This window comes from Propionibacterium australiense (genome assembly GCF_003666605.1).
Lineage (GTDB): Bacteria > Actinomycetota > Actinomycetes > Propionibacteriales > Propionibacteriaceae > Propionibacterium > Propionibacterium australiense.
In genome coordinates this window covers 34748-52071 of record NZ_RCIV01000004.1, presented here as the reverse complement: position 1 = coordinate 52071, position 17324 = coordinate 34748, and the positions used below count along the sequence as shown (strand labels likewise).

The following is a 17324-nucleotide window of genomic DNA, read 5'->3' as shown; positions in this document are numbered from 1 at the left end:
GGCTCCCGGCCGCGGATCCGCGACGGAGCCGGCCTCGCGGCGGATCAGGCCCCGGCCCGCCGGCCTCGCACCCTCGCCCCCTTGTCGAGCGCCGTCTGGCGCAGGGCCTGCTGGAAGTCGACCATCTTCTCGGTGAGCTCCGGGTCGCCGCTGGCCAGGATGCGGACGGCCAGCAGCCCGGCGTTGCGGGCGTTGCCGATGGCCACGGTGGCGACGGGCACCCCGGCCGGCATCTGCACGATCGACAGCAGCGAATCCATGCCCTCGAGGTGCTTGAGCGCGACGGGCACGCCGATGACGGGCAGGGGAGTCAGGGCCGCGAGCATGCCGGGCAGGTGGGCCGCTCCCCCCGCACCGGCGATGATGACGCGCAGGCCGCGTTCGTGCGCCCGACGCCCGTAGGCGACCATGTCCTCGGGCATGCGGTGCGCCGAGACGACATCGGCCTCGTAGCCGATGCCGAACTCCTCCAGGGCACTCGCGGCCGGTTCCATCGTCGGCCAGTCCGAGTCCGAACCCATGACGATGCCCACGAGGGGCGTGGCCTCAGTCATTGTCTGCTCCCATCAGATAGGCGGCCGCGGTGCGGGCACGCGCCTGCACCTGGCCGCAGTCGTCGCCGTAGGCGGTCACGTGGCCGCGTTTGCGGCCCGGACGCATGCTCTTGCCGTAGAACTGCACCCGCAGGCCGGGGTCCGCGGCGGCGGCATGGGCGAAGTCGCCCACGACATCGTCGCTGCGTCCGCCCAGCACATTGCGCATCGTGCACCACGGGGCCCTGGCGGCGGTCGAACCGAGCGGCAGCCCGGCGACGGCGCGCAGGTGGTTCTCGAACTGGCTCGTCACCGCGCCGTCGATCGTCCAGTGCCCGGTGTTGTGCGGGCGCATGGCCAGCTCATTGATGACGACCCGGCCGTCGGGGCGCTCCATGAGTTCGACGGCGAGCAGGCCGACGACGTCGAGCGCGTCGGCGACGCGCCGGCCGAGTGCCTGGATCTCGGACTGCCGGGCATCGGACAGGCCCGGCGCGGGCGTGGTGGTCTCGACGCAGACGCCGTCCTGCTGGATCGTCTCGCTGACCGGGTAGGAGAGCACCTGGCCGTCGGGGGCGCGGACGACGATGACCGACAGTTCCCGGGTGAAGTCGATGAACTCCTCGCCGATGATGACGATGCGCTCACCCCCGCTCGCCGCCCCCGACTCGCGGAAGGGGCGTTCGGCGTCCCCGGGACCGTCGAGCCGCCAGACGCCGTGACCGTCATAGCCGCCCCGGGACGCCTTGGCGATGAGCGGCCAGCCGATCTCGGCGCCGAAGGCGCGCAGCGCGTCCGCGTCCGCACAGACGCGCCACGTCGGGCAGGGCAGGCCGAGGTCGCCGCCGAGCCGGGCGCGCATGCGGTGCTTGTCCTGGGCGTGGACGAGGGCCTGCGGACCGGGCCGGACGCCGACGCCGGACGCCTCGAGCCGGGCGAGCAGCCCGGTGGGAACGTGCTCGTGGTCGAAGGTGATGACATCACAGCCCGCGGCGAAGGCCTCGACGGTGGCCCGGTCGGTGTAGTCGCCGACCGTCACGTCGCGGACGACCCGCGCCGCGCTCACGTCAGGCCCCTCGGCAAGCAGTTTCACCGTGAGGTCGAGACCGATCGCCGCCTCGTACATCATGCGGGCCAGCTGCCCGCCCCCGATGATCCCCACCGTGCGCACCGCTCTCACGTCTCAACCCTAGCGGTGGCGTGAAAAGATGGGCCCATGAGCACTCACATCGTGGCAATGGGCGGTGGCGGTTTCTCCATGTCGAGCAACGGCGCCCCGACGAGCCTGGACCGTTACATCGTCGACCTGGCCGACAAGAGCGCCCCTCTCGTCTGCTTCGCCCCCACTGCCTCGGCGGACAACGCCACGTACATCAACCGCTTCCTCATGGCCTATTCGGGGCTCGGGGTCCGGACGATGGTGCTCACCCTGTGGCAGGGCGCGGCCGAGTCGGTCCGCCGCCTGCCCGAGGCCGACGTCGTCCTCGTCGGCGGCGGCAACACGGCCAATCTGATGGCCCTGTGGGATGCCCACGGCGTCTCCAGCGTCCTGCGTCGCATGGCGGAGGAGAACGGCCGGACCACGGTGCTCGGCGGCATCTCGGCGGGCGCCGCCTGCTGGTTCGAGGGCTGCCTGACCGATGCCTTCGGTGATCTGCGCGGCTGGCGCGGCGGGCTGGGCCTGCTGCCGGGCAGCTTCTGCCCGCACCTGGACGGCGAGGACCGCGGGGCGGTCTACACCCAGGCCGTCGCCTCCGGCATGATCGCCGGCGGTTACGGGGTCGACGACGGCGCCGCCCTGCACTTCATCGACGGGCAGCTGTCGAGAGTCGTCGCAGAACGCGAGGGCGTTCGTGCCCTGCACGTCGTGCCGAGCGACGAGCCCACCGCCTCGGGCGTCCTCACCGAGGTCCTCACCCCCGAGCTGCTCTGACCGGCGGGACCGACGGGCTCAGTTCCCCGGATGGTCCGTCACATCGGCGGATTGCTCCTCGAACATCCCGATGAGCAGGCGCACCGCAGTTGCGAGGTCCTCACGGGCCTCGTCGAGTCCGACGGTGTCGCGTTCGACGGCGTTCATGGTGGACATGAGCAGGCCCCGGGTCATGACGCCGGCGATCCGCGCCTTGGCCGGGTTGATCTGCGCCCAGAGGCGATCCAGACCGCTGAAGAGGGCGGCATGGGCCCGGCCGACGCTGCGTGCGGCGCTCGGTTTGAGACGACCGTCACCGACGCGCATCAGCCAGCCGTGACCGGCGATGGTGGCCTGCTCCAGGTTGGCGATGGCCCAGGCGACGATCTGCTCACGCGGGTCGTCGCTGGCGGCCAGGGCCTCCTCGACGGCCTTGAACCAGCCCGGCATGTAACGTTCGACGACGAGTCCGCGCAGGTCGTCGACGGACTCGACGTACCGGTAGATGGAGTTCCGGGCGACACCCGCGCCAGAACTCACGGCACCGGCGGTGAGGGCTGCGGGCCCCTCCTCGCGCAGGATCTGCTCGGCGGCGTCGATGAGGGAGGTCATGACCTGCTCGTGATGCTCGCGCACGGTCGGTGCGTTGATCTTCGGCATGTGCCCCTCTCCCTGTGACCGGTGCACCCACGACTCAGCCACGAGGTATGCGGCTCCGGCGCTGCGTCGATGGTATCCGGCGGCGCCGCCCGGCCTCAACGGTCTCACACGTCATGGATCTGATCGGCGTCGGTCACGTAGACCAGTTCCCCGAGCACGCGCCGGACGCCCGCCAGGTCGGGTACCGAGCGCAGCGTGAGCGGGGTCGGGCCCTGGGTGGCGACGATGACCGTGCCCGAGCCGAAGACCCGATCGGCGAGGCTGCGGTGGTAGGAGAGCCCGCTCACCCGGTTCAGTGCGACGTCGACGCCTGCGCGGCGGAGCAGGCCGGTACGCACCATGATGCGCCGGCTCGTGATCGTGTAGGTGGTGGACACCCAGCGCAGCACGGGCACGAGGACGAGCAGGACGGTCAGGACGGCGAAGACGGCGACGAGCGCCCAGTTGCCGACCGGTTTCACGCTGGCGGGCAGCGCCGCGAGCAGCACCCCCAGGCCGGCGGCGAAGAGGAACAGCACGAGGACGGGCCAGGTCAGTGCCCGCCCGTGGGGACGGCAGCGAACCATCACGTACTCGTCATCGGCGAACTCGCCGCGTCGTCTGCGCACCACACCATTGTTGCGCGTCCTGCGGCAGCCGCATCCCCGAGCCGGGGCGTGGGGTCTCAGCGCAGATGGATGACGTCACCGGCGCCGAAGGCGCGCCGCCTACCGGCGGCGTCCTCGATGAGGATGGCCCCGGTCTCGTCGACGCCGACGGCGGTGCCCTCGACGACGGCTGCCGTCGCGGACTCCACGTCCTGGTGGAGCCGGACGGCGCTGCCGATGGTGGCGCAGACGGACATGAACTCCCGGCGCAGCTGGCCGGTGCGCTGCCACTGCTCGAACCAGCGTTGCAGGCTCGTCAGGACGTGCGCGGTGACCTCGTCCTTGCCGCAGGGCAGTCCCGCCAGGTACAGCGAGGTGGCGGTCGGCACGGGCAGCTCGTCCTCGTCCATGGAGATGTTCAGTCCCCAGCCGAGCACCGCCAGGTCACCGACCCGTTCGCACAGGATGCCGCAGATCTTCCGGCCGTCCAGGAGCACGTCGTTGGGCCACTTCAGGCTGACGCGGCCGGGCGCGGCACCGGTGCAGGACTCGACGCCCTCCCGCACCGCCAGCCCCACGAGGATGCTCAACCATCCCCAGCGGGCCGGTTCGGGTCTCGGCGCGACGAGCACCGAGACGGCGATCGAGGTCCCCGGGGCGCCTTGCCACCGGCGGTCGAAACGGGCCCGGCCGACGCTCTGGTACTCGGCGACGAGGACGAGGCCGGGCCGGGCACCGGTACGGGCCCGGTCGGCCAGGTCCTCGTTGGTCGAGCCGGTCCGCTCGTACCACTCGATGGGACCCCAGCAACTGTCCGGGCCGAGCAGTTCGACCAGGTGGGGCACGTTCAGGGCGTCGGTGGCGGGCACGGCCAGCAGTCTATGCACACACCGGGGCGGACGTGCGCGGGGACTGGCCCGGGGCCGCCCGCTAAGGTTGGCCCCATGGCAATGGATCCGCACACCACCGCCGGGAAACTCGCGGACCTCGGCGAGCGCATCGACGAGGCCATCCACGCCGCGTCCCCGCGCAGCGTCGAGAGGCAGCACGCCCGCGGCAAGATGACCGCCCGGGAGCGCATCCTGGCCCTGCTGGACGAGGGCACCTTCACCGAGATGGACGAGTTCGCCCGCCACCGCTCGCACGCCTTCGGCATGGAGAAGCACCGGCCCTACTCCGACGGCGTCATCATCGGCCTGGGCAACATCCACGAACGCCCGGTCTGCGTCTTCAGCCAGGACGTCGGCGTCTACGGCGGTTCCCTCGGCCAGGTCTACGGCGAGAAGATCTGCAAGATCATCGACTTCGCCGTGAAGACCGGCGTGCCGCTCATCGGCATCAACGAGGGCGGTGGCGCCCGCATCCAGGAGGGTGTCGTCTCGCTCGGCATGTACGGCGAGATCTTCCGGCGCAACACGATGGCATCCGGCGTCATCCCCCAGATCAGTCTCATCATGGGCGCCGCGGCGGGCGGGCACGTGTACTCGCCGGCCCTGACCGATTTCGTCGTCATGGTCGACCAGACCAGCCAGATGTTCATCACCGGACCCGAGGTCATCAGGACCGTCACCGGCGAGGACGTCTCGATGGAGGAGCTGGGGGGCGGTCGCACGCACAACGCGATCGCCGGGAACGCCCACTACCTGGCCACCGACGACGCGGACGCCATCGAGTACGTGCGCGATCTCATCACCTATCTTCCCCAGAACAATCTCGAGGACCCCCCGGTCTACGACTACCCCGACGACATCGACGTGCCGATCACCGACCGCGACCACGCGCTCGACACGCTCATCCCGGACTCCCCGTCCCAGGCCTACGACATGCGCGAGGTCATCAGGACCGTCATCGACGACGAGGAGTTCCTCGAGGTCATGGCGCTGTACGCCCCCAACGTCATCTGCGGTTTCGGCCGCGTCGAGGGGCGCACGGTCGGCGTCGTCGCGAACCAGCCGACGAACCTCGCCGGCTGTCTCGACATCAACGCCTCTGAGAAGGCGGCTCGTTTCGTCCGCACCTGCGACAGCTTCAACATCCCGGTGTTGTCCTTCGTCGACGTGCCCGGCTTCCTGCCCGGTGTCGAGCAGGAGCACAACGGCATCATCCACCGCGGCGCGAAACTCATCTACGCCTACGCCGAGGCCTCGGTGCCGAAGATGACCATCATCACCCGCAAGGCCTACGGCGGCGCCTACATCGTCATGGGCTCGAAACACCTGGGAGCCGACGTCAACCTGGCCTGGCCGACGGCCCAGATCGCCGTCATGGGCGCCGAGGGCGCGGTCAACATCCTGTACCGCAAGCAGCTTGCCGAGGCGAGCGACCCGCAGGCCGAACGTGAACGCCTCAGGCAGGAGTACGACGACGAGTTGTCGAACCCGTACATCGCGGCCGAACGCGGCTACGTCGATCAGGTGATCTACCCGCACGAGACGCGCTCGCAGGTGGTGCGCTTCCTGCGTCTGCTGCGGTCCAAGCGCGAGGCGCTGCCCCCGAAGAAGCATGGGAACATCCCGCTATGAGCAACATCCCGCACACGCCACCGCACAGCATCGTCGAGTCGGCCGAGGGCGTGCAGATCACCCGCGGCAACCCCACCGATGAGGAACTCGGTGCGCTCACGGTCGTCCTGGCCGCCGAACTCGCCGAGGCCTCGATCCACGAGAACCTGGACCGCAACGAGATCCCGGGGTGGAAGTCGTACTGGCGGGTGATCCGCCAGCCCCTGGTGCCCGGGCGGGAGTTCTGGCGCAGCTCGCTGCGTTGAGAGCAGTTGCGAAGGAGATGATCATGCAGCTCGTTCTGGCGTCCTCGTCACGGGCCCGGCTCGGCACCCTGCGCGCCGCGGGGCTGCAGCCGGTGGCGATCCGTCCCGAGATCGACGAGACCGCCCGCATCGACGAGTCCGTCTCGGAGCTGGCCTGCCGCCTGGCCAGGCAGAAGGGCGAGAGCGTCCTGCAGATCCTGCGCGAGCGCGATCTGCTCGACCGTGAGACCGTGCTGCTGGCCTGCGACACGATGCTCGAGTTCGAGGGGCGGATCCATGGGAAACCGGGCACGAAGGCCTCCGTGATCTCACGCTGGATGCGGATGCGGGGACGCCAGGGCGTCGTCCACACGGGCCACTACGTCGCCGTCATCCGCGGCGGGCGGATCACCGAGTCCACCCGCGAGGCGGTCACCGTGCTGTCCTTCGCCGATCTGACCGAGCAGGAGATCGCCGACTACGCGGCGACCGGTGAGCCCGAGTCGGTCGCCGGCGGCTTCACCATCGACTCCTTCGGCGGCCCCTTCATCACCCGCATCGAGGGCGATCCGCACAACGTGGTGGGGCTCTCGCTGCCGCTCGTCCGCCAGATCCTGCTCGACCTGGGGGTCGCCTGGTTCGACCTGTGGCCGGTTCCGCCGGGCACCCAGGTCCGCGGCTGAGCAACCGTCCTCCCCCCATCAGGCCGCGCCGGCCCGGCCTCATGGCCGGTCTCAGCCGGGACCGGCGTCCGCCTCCAGGCGGCGCAGCGTCAGGCCGGCCTGCTCGCCAGTCATGGTGAAGGCGCCCTCCCAGCCACTGGTGGTGAAGACGATCGAGTCGCCGCTGGAGGCCTCGATCGTCCAGCCGGCTCCGGGCAGGACGGTCATGAGGTAGTCGTGCACCCGCCGGCCCTGCTCCTGGTCCATGAGGAGTGTCACCACGTTGTCCTGGTCGACGCGGCCGGTCAGCACGAGCCCGTCCGGGACGCGGAAGTCATCGGGTCCATGGCGAAAACCCAGCTCGGACAGCCGCACACCACCCGCGCCGGCCTCGGTGGTGACCTGTTGCCTGGCCGTGGACGAGGCGGCGGCAGGACTGGGCCAGGACGCGGCCTCACCCGAGGAGCATGCGGTCAGGGCGAGCAGCAGCACCCCCGCCGCGCCGAGGACGGTGCGGGGACGCAGGCGGTTCGACCGGGGCCAGTTCACCCCTCCAGGCTAGTGGCAAGCGCTGCCGCAGCGGTGGACACGAGCGCGTGGCGCTTCGGGGGTGCGGCACAGTTGGTACATGCCCGAAGGCCATGTGATCCACCGTCTCGCCAACCGCACCAACGAGTTGTTCGCCTCCCAGCAGGTCGCCGTGAGTTCCCCGCAGGGGCGGTTCGCGGAATCGGCCGCCCTCATCGACGGCACGAGGCTGGACCACGCCGAGACCTGGGGCAAGCACCTGTTCATCACCTTCGAGGCCGACACACCATCGAACATCCTGCAGATCCACCTGGGGCTCATCGGCCAGCTGACGTTCACGCCGCTCGCCGACCCGGTCGGCCAGGTGCGGGTGCGTATCGCCGACGACGCGTGGGCCGCCGACCTGCGCGGACCCCAGATGTGCCGCCTCATCACCGACTCGGAGCAGGCCGCGGTGACCGCGAAGCTCGGCCAGGACCCGCTGCGCACCGACGCGGACCCGCAGCGGGCCTGGGCGAGGGTGCACCGCTCGGCCAAGCCGATCGCCGCGCTGCTCATGGACCAGGGGATCTTCGCCGGCGTCGGCAACATCTACCGCGCCGAGGTGCTCTTCCGGCACCGCATCGACCCGGCCTGCCCGGGCAATGCGCTCGACCGCGCCAGTTTCGACGCGATCTGGACCGACCTGGTCGAGCTCATGACGCTCGGCGTGCGGGACGGACGCATCGACACCGTCCACCCCGAGCACACGCCCGAGGCGATGGGCCGCCCACCGCGCGTGGACGCCCATGGCGGTGAGGTCTACGTCTACCGACGCGCCGGCCTGCCCTGCCTGGTCTGCGGCACGCCGGTGGAGGAGGCCGCGCTGTCCGGCCGGCACCTGTTCTGGTGCCCGGGCTGCCAGCGTCGTCACTGAGCAGGACGTCCCGCCGTGGCCGGCGCGTCCGCGGAAGCCGTCACCGGCATGGGGGCGTGGCGAACGCCGATATCATGATTGCCCTACACTCGCCGTGTAGTGGGGGCGGGTTCTGCGTCCGCTCAGGCCTGACCGTTCAGGAGGAAACGTGGCTCTTGCCCACAGCACACGCACCATCTCGAAGGTTCTCATCGCCAACCGCGGTGAGATCGCGGTCCGCGTCATCCGCGCGGCCCGGGACGCCGGAATCGCCTCGGTCGCCGTCTACGCCGACTCGGACTCGCAGTCGCTGTTCGTCCAGCTCGCCGACGAGGCCTTCGCGCTGAACGGGTCGACGCCTGCCGAGACCTACCTCGATGTCGAGAAGATCCTGGCCATCGCCGAACGCAGCGGCGCCGATGCGATCCATCCCGGCTACGGTTTCCTGTCGGAGAACCCGGACTTCGCCCGCGCCGTCAGCGACGCGGGACTGGTCTGGATCGGCCCGCCGCCGGAGGCCATCGAGAACCTCGGCGACAAGGTGTCGGCTCGTTCGATCGCCACGAAGGTGGGGGCGCCGCTGGTGCCCGGGACCGTCGACCCGGTGGGTCCGGACGAGATCGTCGAGTTCGCCACCGAGTACGGCCTGCCGGTGGCCATCAAGGCCGCCTACGGCGGTGGCGGGCGGGGCCTGAAGATCGCGTACACGCTCGAGGAGATTCCCGCGATGTACGACTCGGCGACGCGCGAGTCCGTCGTTGCCTTCGGCCGTGGCGAGTGCTACGTCGAACGCTTCATCGACAGGCCACGGCACGTCGAGACCCAGTGCCTGGCCGACCAGTACGGCAATGTCGTGGTCGTCTCCACTCGTGACTGCTCGCTGCAGCGCCGCCACCAGAAGCTCCTCGAGGAGGCCCCGGCCCCGTTCCTGACCGACGAGCAGGTGGAGCGCCTCTACGCCAGCTCGAAGGCCATCTTCAGGGAGGCCGGGTACGTCGGCGCCGGCACCTGCGAGTTCCTCGTGGGCCGGGACGGCACGATCAGTTTCCTCGAGGTCAACACCCGTCTTCAGGTCGAGCATCCGGTCACCGAGGAGATCAGCGGCATCGACCTCGTCCGCGAGCAGTTCCGCCTCGCCTGCGGCGGCCGGATCGACTACCCGGACCCGCAGTTGTCCGGCCACGCCTTCGAGTTCCGCATCAACGCCGAGGACCCGGGCCGCGGCTTCATGCCGGCTCCCGGCACCCTGACTCGTTTCCGTCCCCCGTGCGGTCCCGGCGTCCGCATGGACGAGGGCTACCGCAGGGGCATGAGTGTGCCCGGCGCCTTCGACTCACTGATCGCCAAGCTCATCGTCACCGGCGCCACCCGGGACATCGCGCTGCAGCGCGCCCGTCGTGCTCTGGACGAGATGCGCATCGAGGGCATGCCGACGGTCCTGCCGTTCCACCAGAAGGTGGTCAACGACCCGGCGTTCACCGCCCCCGACGGTGCCTTCAGCGTGTTCACCACGTGGATCGAGACCGAGTTCGACAACGACATCGAACCGTACTCCGGAGAGCTCGGGGTCGCCGACGAGGCCCTCGAGCGCCGCCATGTCGTGGTCGAGGTCAACGGCCGGCGCCTCGAGGTCGTCCTGCCGTCCGGCCTGCAGGCCGCCTCCGGCCGGGGCACGGAGAAGCGCCGCAAGCCCACCAAGCGCGGCCGGGGCGGCGGAAAGCTGGTCGTCACGGGCGCCGAGCTCACCAGCCCGATGCAGGGCACCATCGTCAAGACCTCGGTCACCGAGGGACAGCGCGTGGAGGAGGGCGACACGGTGCTCGTGCTCGAGGCCATGAAGATGGAGCAGCCGATCGCCGCCCACCGCGCCGGCGTCGTCCACGAGCTCGTGGCGGCCGGTACGGCCGTGGCCTCCGGCGACGTGCTGTGCCAGATCACCGAGGAGTGAGGACGGCCCGGCCATGGGCCGGACGGCACTGCGCAGCGGCTCGCGCCGGCGGAATAGAGCCGCGCCTCGCGCGGTTGTACCGGATGTCGCACACATCAGCCGATCCGAACGAGGAGAACAACAATGAGCGCTACCGTTGTCGCCCCTGTCGCCACCGACACCGTCACCAAGGCCCTTCAGCAGGCCCTGGTCGACCTCACCGACCTCCACCTGCAGGCCAAGCAGGCCCACTGGAACATCAAGGGCGAGGGATTCCGCTCGCTTCACCTCTTCCTCGATGAGATCGTCGATGGCGCCCGTGACGCCGCCGACGAGGTCGCCGAGCGTCTCGCGGCCCTGGGCGGCACCCCGGACGGCCGCGCCGCCACGGTTGCCGCCACGAGCAGCCTCGACACGGTTGAGGGCGGCGACCTGAAGGTCGCCGACGTCTACGCGCAGTTCGCCGAGCGCACCGCCAAGGTCGCCGACGCCATCAAGTCCACGCTCGAAGCCGTCGACGCCGAGGACCACCTCACCAACGATCTGCTCATCGGCATCGCCTCCGAGCTGGAGAAGCAGGCCTGGATGCTGCGCGCCTCGCTCGCCTGAGGCGCCGCGCACCGGCCCGGCAGGGCTGGTCCATAATGCGTACGTGGCCGCGCCGAGGACATCCCGAGCCCCTGAGGGGCAGGATGCCTGGCGCGGCCACTGCGTTCTGCTCATCCCGGTCCCCCAGCTGGAACCCTTCGTCCGGGCGCGGACCGTCTTCTACGACGAGTCGTTCCTGAGCGCCGACCCGGCGTTCACGCACGCGCACGTCACGTTGCTCGCGCCCCTGGACCCGGCACCCGCCCATGACGAGGTGGCCCGGGCCCTGGCGGGCCATGGGCCCTTCGACTTCGTGCTGTCTCGCCTGGGCGTCTTCCGCGACGGCGGCATCCACCTCAAACCCGATCCGCCGGGGCCCTTCCGCGCGCTCATCGGCGCCCTCATGGCCGCCTACCCGCAGGTGAGGCCCTTCGGCGGACCGGATCCGGAACCGCATCTGACGCTCGACATGGTCTCCGGCGACGTGAGCCTCGCCTCCACCCGCGCCCTGCTGGGTGATCTCGTCCCGGCGCGCTGCAGGGCGGAGCGGGTCGAGCTGCACCGCTACGAGGCGAACGCCTGCCGTGTCCTCGACAGCTGGCCGCTGCCCGGCTGACCGCCTGGGACTTGTCCCCGCACCGCACCGTCCGGTAGACCGTTGTCCGTGGGTGCGCGAGAGGAGGTCCTCCGGGTCCTGGACGAGCTGGGGATCGGGTACGAGCTGACCGAGCACGAACCGGTGTTCACCATGGCTGCCGCCGCCCGGCTCGACGTGCCACGCCCCGAGGCGACGGCCAAGACGCTGTTCGTCCGGGACAAGAAGAAGCGCTCCTACTGGCTGCTGGTCGTCCCGCACGACGGGCGGGTCGACCTGGCCGAGGTGGCGGACCAGCTCGGCTCGGGCGGGCTCTCGCTGGCCTCCCCCGCGGATCTCGCGCGGATGCTGGGCGTCTCGCCCGGTCAGGTGGGGCCCTTCGCCGCGCTCAACGATGCGGCAGGACGGGTCGTGGTGTGCCTGGACGAATCCTTCGAGGGCGGATCAATCGCCACGCACCCGAACGACAACACCGCAACGGTGACGCTGAGCACGGTCGGCCTGCGCCGCTTCCTGGCCGCCATCGACCATCCCGCGCGGGCCCTGCGGGTCTGAGGGGCTCACGCCCAGGAGTGCAGCACCTTCATGTACTGGGCGCGTTCGTAGGCGGCCGGGTTCTCGACGGAGTGGGCGTCCATGGCGCCGCGCAGCTGGTCAACCGATTCGTAGTCTCGCGCCTCCAGCCAGTCGCGGGCCTCGTCGAGCATCGTCGTGACGGAGCCGGTGCCGCCGGTGAGGACGGCCGAGGTGGTGCAGGCCACCTGGGCGCCGACGATGAGGGACTTCACCACGTCGGCACCGGTGTGGACGCCCCCGGTGACGGCGATCTGCAGGCCCGGGCACTGGGCCGCGAGAATGGCGGTCCAGCGCAGGCGCAGTGGCAGCTCGGCCGGGGTCGACAGGGCCAGCTGCGGGGTGACGGCCAGGGCGGCGAGGTCGATGTCGGGCCCGTAGAAGCGGTTGAACAGCACCAGGGCGTCGGCGCCCTCCTCGTGGGCACGCGGGGCGAAGCTGGACAGTGAGGACAGGTACGGCGAGATCTTCAGGGCCAGTGGCAGGTCGCCGACGGCCTGTTTCACCTCGGCGATGACCTCGAGGTAGCCGTCCTCGACGTCTGAGGAGCTGCGTGCCGGATCAGCGGCGACGTCGTAGAGGTTGAGCTCGAGGGCGTCCGCGCCGGCCTCGGCGAGCAGCCTGCCGTAGTGCGCCCAGTCGCCGGGGCGGGTGCCGTTGAGCGAGGCGATGACCGGGATCGACAGGCTCGCCGTGGCGCCGGCCAGCAGTTCGACGTAACGGTCGGTCGCGGCGGAACCGCTCACGGGCACCTCGGCCAGCGGAGCGGAGTCGAATTCGGCGAAACCGTCGCCCATGTCGAGCACCGAGTTCACCGCCATCTCCTCGGCCTCGATCTCCTCGGCGAAGAGACTGGGCAGCACGACGGCGCCGGCGCCGGACGCCTCGAGTTCGACCAGCGTACCGAGCTCGTTGTTGAGCGGGCTGGCCGAGGCCACGACGGGGCTGGGCAGGCCGAGCCCGAGGTACGTCGTGCTCATCCGGGGACCGCTCATCAGGACTCCTTCCCCTCGGTCTCCGCGGCCTGGGCCGCCCGCTCGGCGGCCAGCCTCGCCCGGCGGGCAGCAATCGCCGCAGCCCGTTCTTCCTTCGACGGACGAGCAGCCGCCCCGTCCCCGGTAGGAGCCTCACCGGCAGCCGCCCGCTCGGCGGCCAGCCTCGCCCGGCGGGCAGCAATCGCCGCAGCCCGTTCTTCCTTCGACGGACGAGCATCGGCCCCCGGGGCGTCGTCTGCCGGGCTCCTGGTGCCCGTCGCCTGGCGGCGGGTGCTCTGCGCGGCGTCGCCGTCGGGGTTGGCCTTCGCGGCGGGCCGGACGACGACGGCGTCCTCGTCCTGCCGCTGCGGGTCCCCCGACCTGCCGGTGGGCAGGGCCCGTTCGATGCCGGCGACCTGGCTGTAGTAGCGCCAGCGCTCGTCGGCGTCGGCCTGGGCGAGTTTCTCGAGTTCTGCCGCCCGCTCCGGGTTGGAGCGTTTGAGCATCGCGAACCGCGCCTCCTTGGCCATGAAGTCGGCGATCCGGCCCGTGGGCGCCTTCGAGTCGAGGTGCAGCGGCACCGCGTGCTCGTCCTCACTGGGGCGGAAACGGTACAGGGGCCAGTAGCCGCTGGAGACGGCCTCGGCCTGGTGCGTCATGGACGTGCCCATGTCGATGCCGTGGGCGATGCAGGTGGCGTAGGCGATGACCAGGCTCGGTCCGGGCCAGGCCTGGGCCTCGCGCAGGGCACGAACCGTCTGCTGCTGGTTGGCGCCCATGGAGACCTGGGCGACGAAGACGTCGCCGTAGGCCTGGGCGATCAGACCCAGATCCTTCTTGGCACCGCCCTTGCCCTTCGCCGCGAACTTGGCCGCGGCCCCCCTCGGGGTGGCCTTCGATGCCTGACCGCCGGTGTTGGAGTAGACCTCGGTGTCGAGCACCAGGATGTTGACGTTCCGGCCGCTGGCGAGCACATGGTCGAGGCCGCCGTAGCCGATGTCGTAGGCCCACCCGTCGCCGCCGATGATCCACACCGACTTCTCGACGAGTTCGTCGGCCAGTGAGGCGAGGCGTCTGGCGGCGGCGTCGTCCCGGCCCGCCAGGACCTTCTTCAGCCGGGCGACGCGCTCCCTCTGGTCGACGACACCCTGCTCCTGGCTCATGTCGGCCTCGAGCAGGGCCGTGACGAGGTCGGGGTCGAGCCCCGGCAGCTCGCTGACGAGTCGCCGCGCCTCGTTGTGCTGCTGCTCCCAGGCCAGGCGCAGGCCCAGGCCGAACTCGGCGTTGTCCTCGAACAGCGAGTTGCTCCAGGCCGGGCCCCGCCCGTACGGGTCCTTCGCGTACGGGGCGGTCGGCAGATTGCCGCCGTAGATGGACGAGCAGCCGGTGGCGTTGGCCACGAGCATGCGGTCTCCGAACAGCTGGGTGAGCGTGCGGATGTACGGCGTCTCGCCGCAGCCGGCGCAGGCCAGCGAGAACTCGAACAGCGGCTGCAGCTGGGCGACGCCCTTGACCTGGTCGTGGCGCACCTTGGTGCGGTCGATCTCCGGCAGGCTCAGGAAGAAGTCGTAGTTGGTGCGCTCGGTCTCGAGGTGGTCGCGGCGCGGCTCCATGTTGATGGCCTTGTGCTTGACCTCCGTCTTGGACCTGGCCGGGCAGACGTCCACGCAGATGGAGCACCCGGTGCAGTCGTCCGGGGCCACCTGGACGACGAGCCTGTGGTCGGCCAGTTTGCGGTCGCGGTAGTTCTTCGACGCGAATCCCTCGGGGGCGTCGTCGAACTCCCAGGCGGGGGCGACCTTGATGCGGATCGCCGCATGAGGGCAGGCGATGGCGCACTTTCCGCAGTCGATGCACAGGCTCTCGTCCCAGATCGGGATCTCCTCGGCGATGCCGCGTTTCTCGTATTTGCTGGTGGCGATCGGCCAGGTGCCGTCGACGGGCATCAGGCTGACCGGCAGACGGTCCCCGTCACCGCGCAGCATGGCACCGGTGACGCGCTTGACGAAGTCGGGGGCCTCGTCCGGCAGCGGCTTCATGCGCGCCAGGCCGGAGAACTCCTCGCCGGGGGTGATGTGGATCATCTGGTCGATGGCCGCGTCGACCGCCTTGAAGTTGCGTTCGACGATGATGCGCCCGCGCTTGCTCAGATAGGTCTTCTCGATGCTCTCCTTGATCCTGGCGATCGCATCGGCCCGGTCGACGACGCCCGAGAGGTAGAAGTAGCAGGGCTGCATGACCGTGTTGATGCGCTGGCCCAGCCCCGCCTCACTGGCGACCCGGGTGGCGTCGATGACCCACAGGTCGAGCCCGCGGTCGACGATGATGCGCTGGACGTCCTCGGGGAGCCGGTCCCAGGTGCCGGTGCCGTACGGGGAGTTGATGAGCACTGTTGCACCGGGCTTGGCCAGGTCGAGGGTGCGCATCTTCTCGAGCATCTCGAACTGGTGCACGGCGATGAAGTCGGCCTCGTCGACGAGGTACGGGGCGTCGATGGGTTCGCTGCCGAAGCGCAGATGGCTGACCGTCGTGGCCCCCGACTTGCGGGAGTCGTAGACGAAGTAGCCCTGCGCGTAGCGGCCGGGTTCGGAGGCGATGATCTTCACCGAGTTCTTCGCCGCGCCCACGGTGCCATCCGCCCCGAGCCCGTAGAAGACCGCGGTCAGGCCCTCGGGCGTGATCGTGAAGTCCTCGTCGACCGGCAGCGACAGCCCCGTCACGTCGTCGTCGATCCCGACGGTGAAACGGCGGTGGGGCCCAGGGCCGGCAAGATCGTCGAAGACGGCCCTGGCCATGGCGGGGGTGAACTCCTTCGAGCCCAGGCCGTAGCGGCCGCCGGTGATCCGTGGCAGGCCGCCGGTGAAGTGCTCCCCGGCCTCTGCGACGGCCATGACGACGTCGGCGAAGAGCGGCTCGCCGGCGCTGCCCGGCTCCTTGGTGCGGTCGAGGACGGCGATGCGGCGCACGCTGGCGGGCAGGGCCCCGATGAGGGCCTCGGACGGGAACGGCCGGTACAGGCGCACCTGGGCGACGCCGAGCCTGGCGCCGGTGGCGTTGAGGGCCTCGACGGTCTCGCGGACGGTGGCCCCGGCCGAGCCCATGACGACGATGACGTCCTCGGCGTCGGGGGAGCCGACGTAGTCGACCAGGTGGTACTGACGTCCGCAGCGGGCGGCCAGTTCGTCCATGACGTCCTGGACGACTCCCGGCGTGACCTCGTAGAAGGGGTTGACCGCCTCACGGGCCTGGAAGTAGACGTCGGGATTCTGCGCGGTGCCACGCAGCTTCGGGTCGTCGGGGGTCAACCCGCGCTCGCGGTGCGCCAGGACGTCCTCCTCGCGGACGAGCGCGACGAGGTCGTCCTTGGTGAGGGTCTCGATGGTGTTGACCTCGTGGCTGGTGCGGAAGCCGTCGAAGAAGTGCAGGAAGGGTACGCGGGTGCGCAGTGTCGCGACGTGCGAGACGGCGGCGAAGTCGTGGGCCTCCTGCACGTTCGAGGCGCACAGCATGGCCCAGCCGGTCTGCCGGCAGGCCATGACGTCGGAGTGGTCGCCGAAGATCGACAGCGCGTGCGTCGCGATGGCGCGGGCGGCGACGTGGATGACGGCCGGGGTCAGCTCACCGGCGATCTTGTACATGTTGGGGATCATGAGCAGCAGCCCCTGGGAGGCCGTGAAGGTCGTGCCCATGACGCCCTTGGTGACGGCACCGTGCAGGGCACCGGCGGCACCGCCCTCGGACTGCATCTCGACGACGTCGGGGACGCCGCCCCAGATGTTCGTCCGGCCCGCGGCGCTCCACGCGTCGCAGCTCTCGGCCATCGCCGAGCTCGGGGTGATCGGGTAGATGGAGATGACCTCGCTCATCGCGTGGGCGACGCGGGCGGCCGCCTCGTTGCCGTCCATGGTCTCGCGACAGGCCTGCGACTGGGGCGCGCCGGAAGCGCCAGCCCTGGCGGGCACCGCGTGGTCGATGGTCCTCGCCTCGCCGGCGGGGCGGGCATACGTGGTCATACCGAACTCCTCCCGCCCTCCAGAATCCCACAGATTCCAAATCCCGCGGCTCGTGCGAGATGACCTCACAGCCGGCCCGGCGCCTCCGTGATGGCGCACAGCGGACCCTCAGTGCACCGAACGGATCAGCG

At 70.4% G+C, this 17324-nt stretch carries 17 protein-coding genes; 9 read left to right on the top strand and 8 right to left on the bottom strand.

The features are described 5' to 3' along the window. Positions 1–44: 44 nt before the first annotated feature. Both purE and D9T14_RS04980 read right to left on the bottom strand, forming a co-directional pair. On the bottom strand, positions 45–554 hold the full coding sequence (gene purE / locus D9T14_RS04985) for a 5-(carboxyamino)imidazole ribonucleotide mutase (RefSeq protein ID WP_119161185.1): 510 nt from the start codon (positions 552–554) through the stop codon (positions 45–47). Next, entirely contained in the window at positions 547–1713 is a 1167-nt protein-coding gene (locus D9T14_RS04980; RefSeq protein WP_119161184.1) for a 5-(carboxyamino)imidazole ribonucleotide synthase, read from the bottom strand. The genes purE and D9T14_RS04980 overlap by 8 nt, the downstream gene beginning before the upstream one ends. A 36-nt stretch (positions 1714–1749) precedes the next feature. Here D9T14_RS04980 and D9T14_RS04975 point away from each other — a divergent pair, with 36 nt between their 5' ends. Beyond that, a complete protein-coding gene (locus D9T14_RS04975; protein WP_119161183.1) occupies positions 1750–2466 on the top strand; it encodes a Type 1 glutamine amidotransferase-like domain-containing protein in 717 nt (238 codons plus the stop codon). Positions 2467–2484: 18 nt separating this feature from the next. On the opposite strand, the gene D9T14_RS04970 is transcribed toward D9T14_RS04975, so the two are convergent. The 3 genes from D9T14_RS04970 to D9T14_RS04960 all read right to left on the bottom strand — a co-directional run bounded on the left by D9T14_RS04970 (position 2485) and on the right by D9T14_RS04960 (position 4561). After that, entirely contained in the window at positions 2485–3105 is a 621-nt protein-coding gene (locus D9T14_RS04970; RefSeq protein WP_119161182.1) for a TetR/AcrR family transcriptional regulator, read from the bottom strand. A gap of 104 nt (positions 3106–3209) precedes the next feature. Beyond that, a complete protein-coding gene (locus tag D9T14_RS04965; protein ID WP_126464240.1) occupies positions 3210–3713 on the bottom strand; it encodes a PH domain-containing protein in 504 nt (167 codons plus the stop codon). Positions 3714–3769: 56 nt separating this feature from the next. Beyond that, positions 3770–4561: a biotin--[acetyl-CoA-carboxylase] ligase gene (locus D9T14_RS04960; protein ID WP_232012285.1), complete on the bottom strand. Its 792-nt coding sequence runs from the start codon at positions 4559–4561 to the stop codon at positions 3770–3772. A 75-nt stretch (positions 4562–4636) separates the two neighbouring features. On the opposite strand from D9T14_RS04960, the gene D9T14_RS04955 reads away from it, so the two are divergent. Genes D9T14_RS04955 through D9T14_RS04945 form a run of 3 tightly spaced genes read left to right on the top strand, consistent with a single transcriptional unit; the run spans position 4637 to position 7121 of the window. Continuing rightward, positions 4637–6214, top strand: coding sequence for an acyl-CoA carboxylase subunit beta (locus tag D9T14_RS04955; protein ID WP_119161180.1), 1578 nt, complete (start codon positions 4637–4639; stop codon positions 6212–6214). Next, positions 6211–6459 (top strand): acyl-CoA carboxylase subunit epsilon, encoded by a 249-nt coding sequence (locus D9T14_RS04950; protein WP_119161179.1) that lies wholly within the window; start codon positions 6211–6213, stop codon positions 6457–6459. The genes D9T14_RS04955 and D9T14_RS04950 overlap by 4 nt, the downstream gene beginning before the upstream one ends. 23 nt (positions 6460–6482) lie before the next feature. Next, on the top strand, positions 6483–7121 hold the full coding sequence (locus D9T14_RS04945) for a Maf family protein (protein ID WP_374955776.1): 639 nt from the start codon (positions 6483–6485) through the stop codon (positions 7119–7121). A 51-nt stretch (positions 7122–7172) separates the two neighbouring features. Here D9T14_RS04945 and D9T14_RS04940 read toward each other — a convergent pair whose 3' ends face one another. Further along, positions 7173–7649 (bottom strand): hypothetical protein, encoded by a 477-nt coding sequence (locus tag D9T14_RS04940; RefSeq protein ID WP_119161177.1) that lies wholly within the window; start codon positions 7647–7649, stop codon positions 7173–7175. 79 nt (positions 7650–7728) lie between these two features. Here D9T14_RS04940 and D9T14_RS04935 point away from each other — a divergent pair, with 79 nt between their 5' ends. From D9T14_RS04935 to D9T14_RS04915, 5 genes are all read left to right on the top strand, one after another. Continuing rightward, the gene (locus tag D9T14_RS04935) at positions 7729–8544 is read left to right on the top strand and encodes an Fpg/Nei family DNA glycosylase (protein WP_119161176.1); all 816 of its coding nucleotides are present in this window, start codon (positions 7729–7731) and stop codon (positions 8542–8544) included. A 148-nt stretch (positions 8545–8692) separates the two neighbouring features. Next, a complete protein-coding gene (locus D9T14_RS04930; RefSeq protein ID WP_119161175.1) occupies positions 8693–10471 on the top strand; it encodes an acetyl/propionyl/methylcrotonyl-CoA carboxylase subunit alpha in 1779 nt (592 codons plus the stop codon). A 123-nt stretch (positions 10472–10594) separates the two neighbouring features. Beyond that, complete coding sequence (locus D9T14_RS04925) at positions 10595–11059, top strand: Dps family protein (protein ID WP_119161174.1); 465 nt, start codon at positions 10595–10597, stop codon at positions 11057–11059. Between the two features lie 43 nt (positions 11060–11102). Further along, the gene (locus D9T14_RS04920) at positions 11103–11654 is read left to right on the top strand and encodes a 2'-5' RNA ligase family protein (RefSeq protein ID WP_119161173.1); all 552 of its coding nucleotides are present in this window, start codon (positions 11103–11105) and stop codon (positions 11652–11654) included. Between the two features lie 48 nt (positions 11655–11702). Further along, positions 11703–12188 carry a prolyl-tRNA synthetase associated domain-containing protein gene (locus D9T14_RS04915; RefSeq protein ID WP_119161172.1) on the top strand — a complete coding sequence of 162 codons (486 nt, stop codon included), beginning with the start codon at positions 11703–11705 and terminating at the stop codon, positions 12186–12188. Between the two features lie 5 nt (positions 12189–12193). Here the strand turns inward: D9T14_RS04915 and D9T14_RS04910 are convergent, their stop codons facing one another. Then, positions 12194–13201 carry a dihydroorotate dehydrogenase-like protein gene (locus tag D9T14_RS04910; protein WP_119161171.1) on the bottom strand — a complete coding sequence of 336 codons (1008 nt, stop codon included), beginning with the start codon at positions 13199–13201 and terminating at the stop codon, positions 12194–12196. Next, positions 13201–17193 (bottom strand): pyruvate:ferredoxin (flavodoxin) oxidoreductase, encoded by a 3993-nt coding sequence (gene nifJ, locus D9T14_RS04905; protein ID WP_232012287.1) that lies wholly within the window; start codon positions 17191–17193, stop codon positions 13201–13203. The genes D9T14_RS04910 and nifJ overlap by 1 nt, the downstream gene beginning before the upstream one ends. Positions 17194–17324 lie beyond the last annotated feature (131 nt).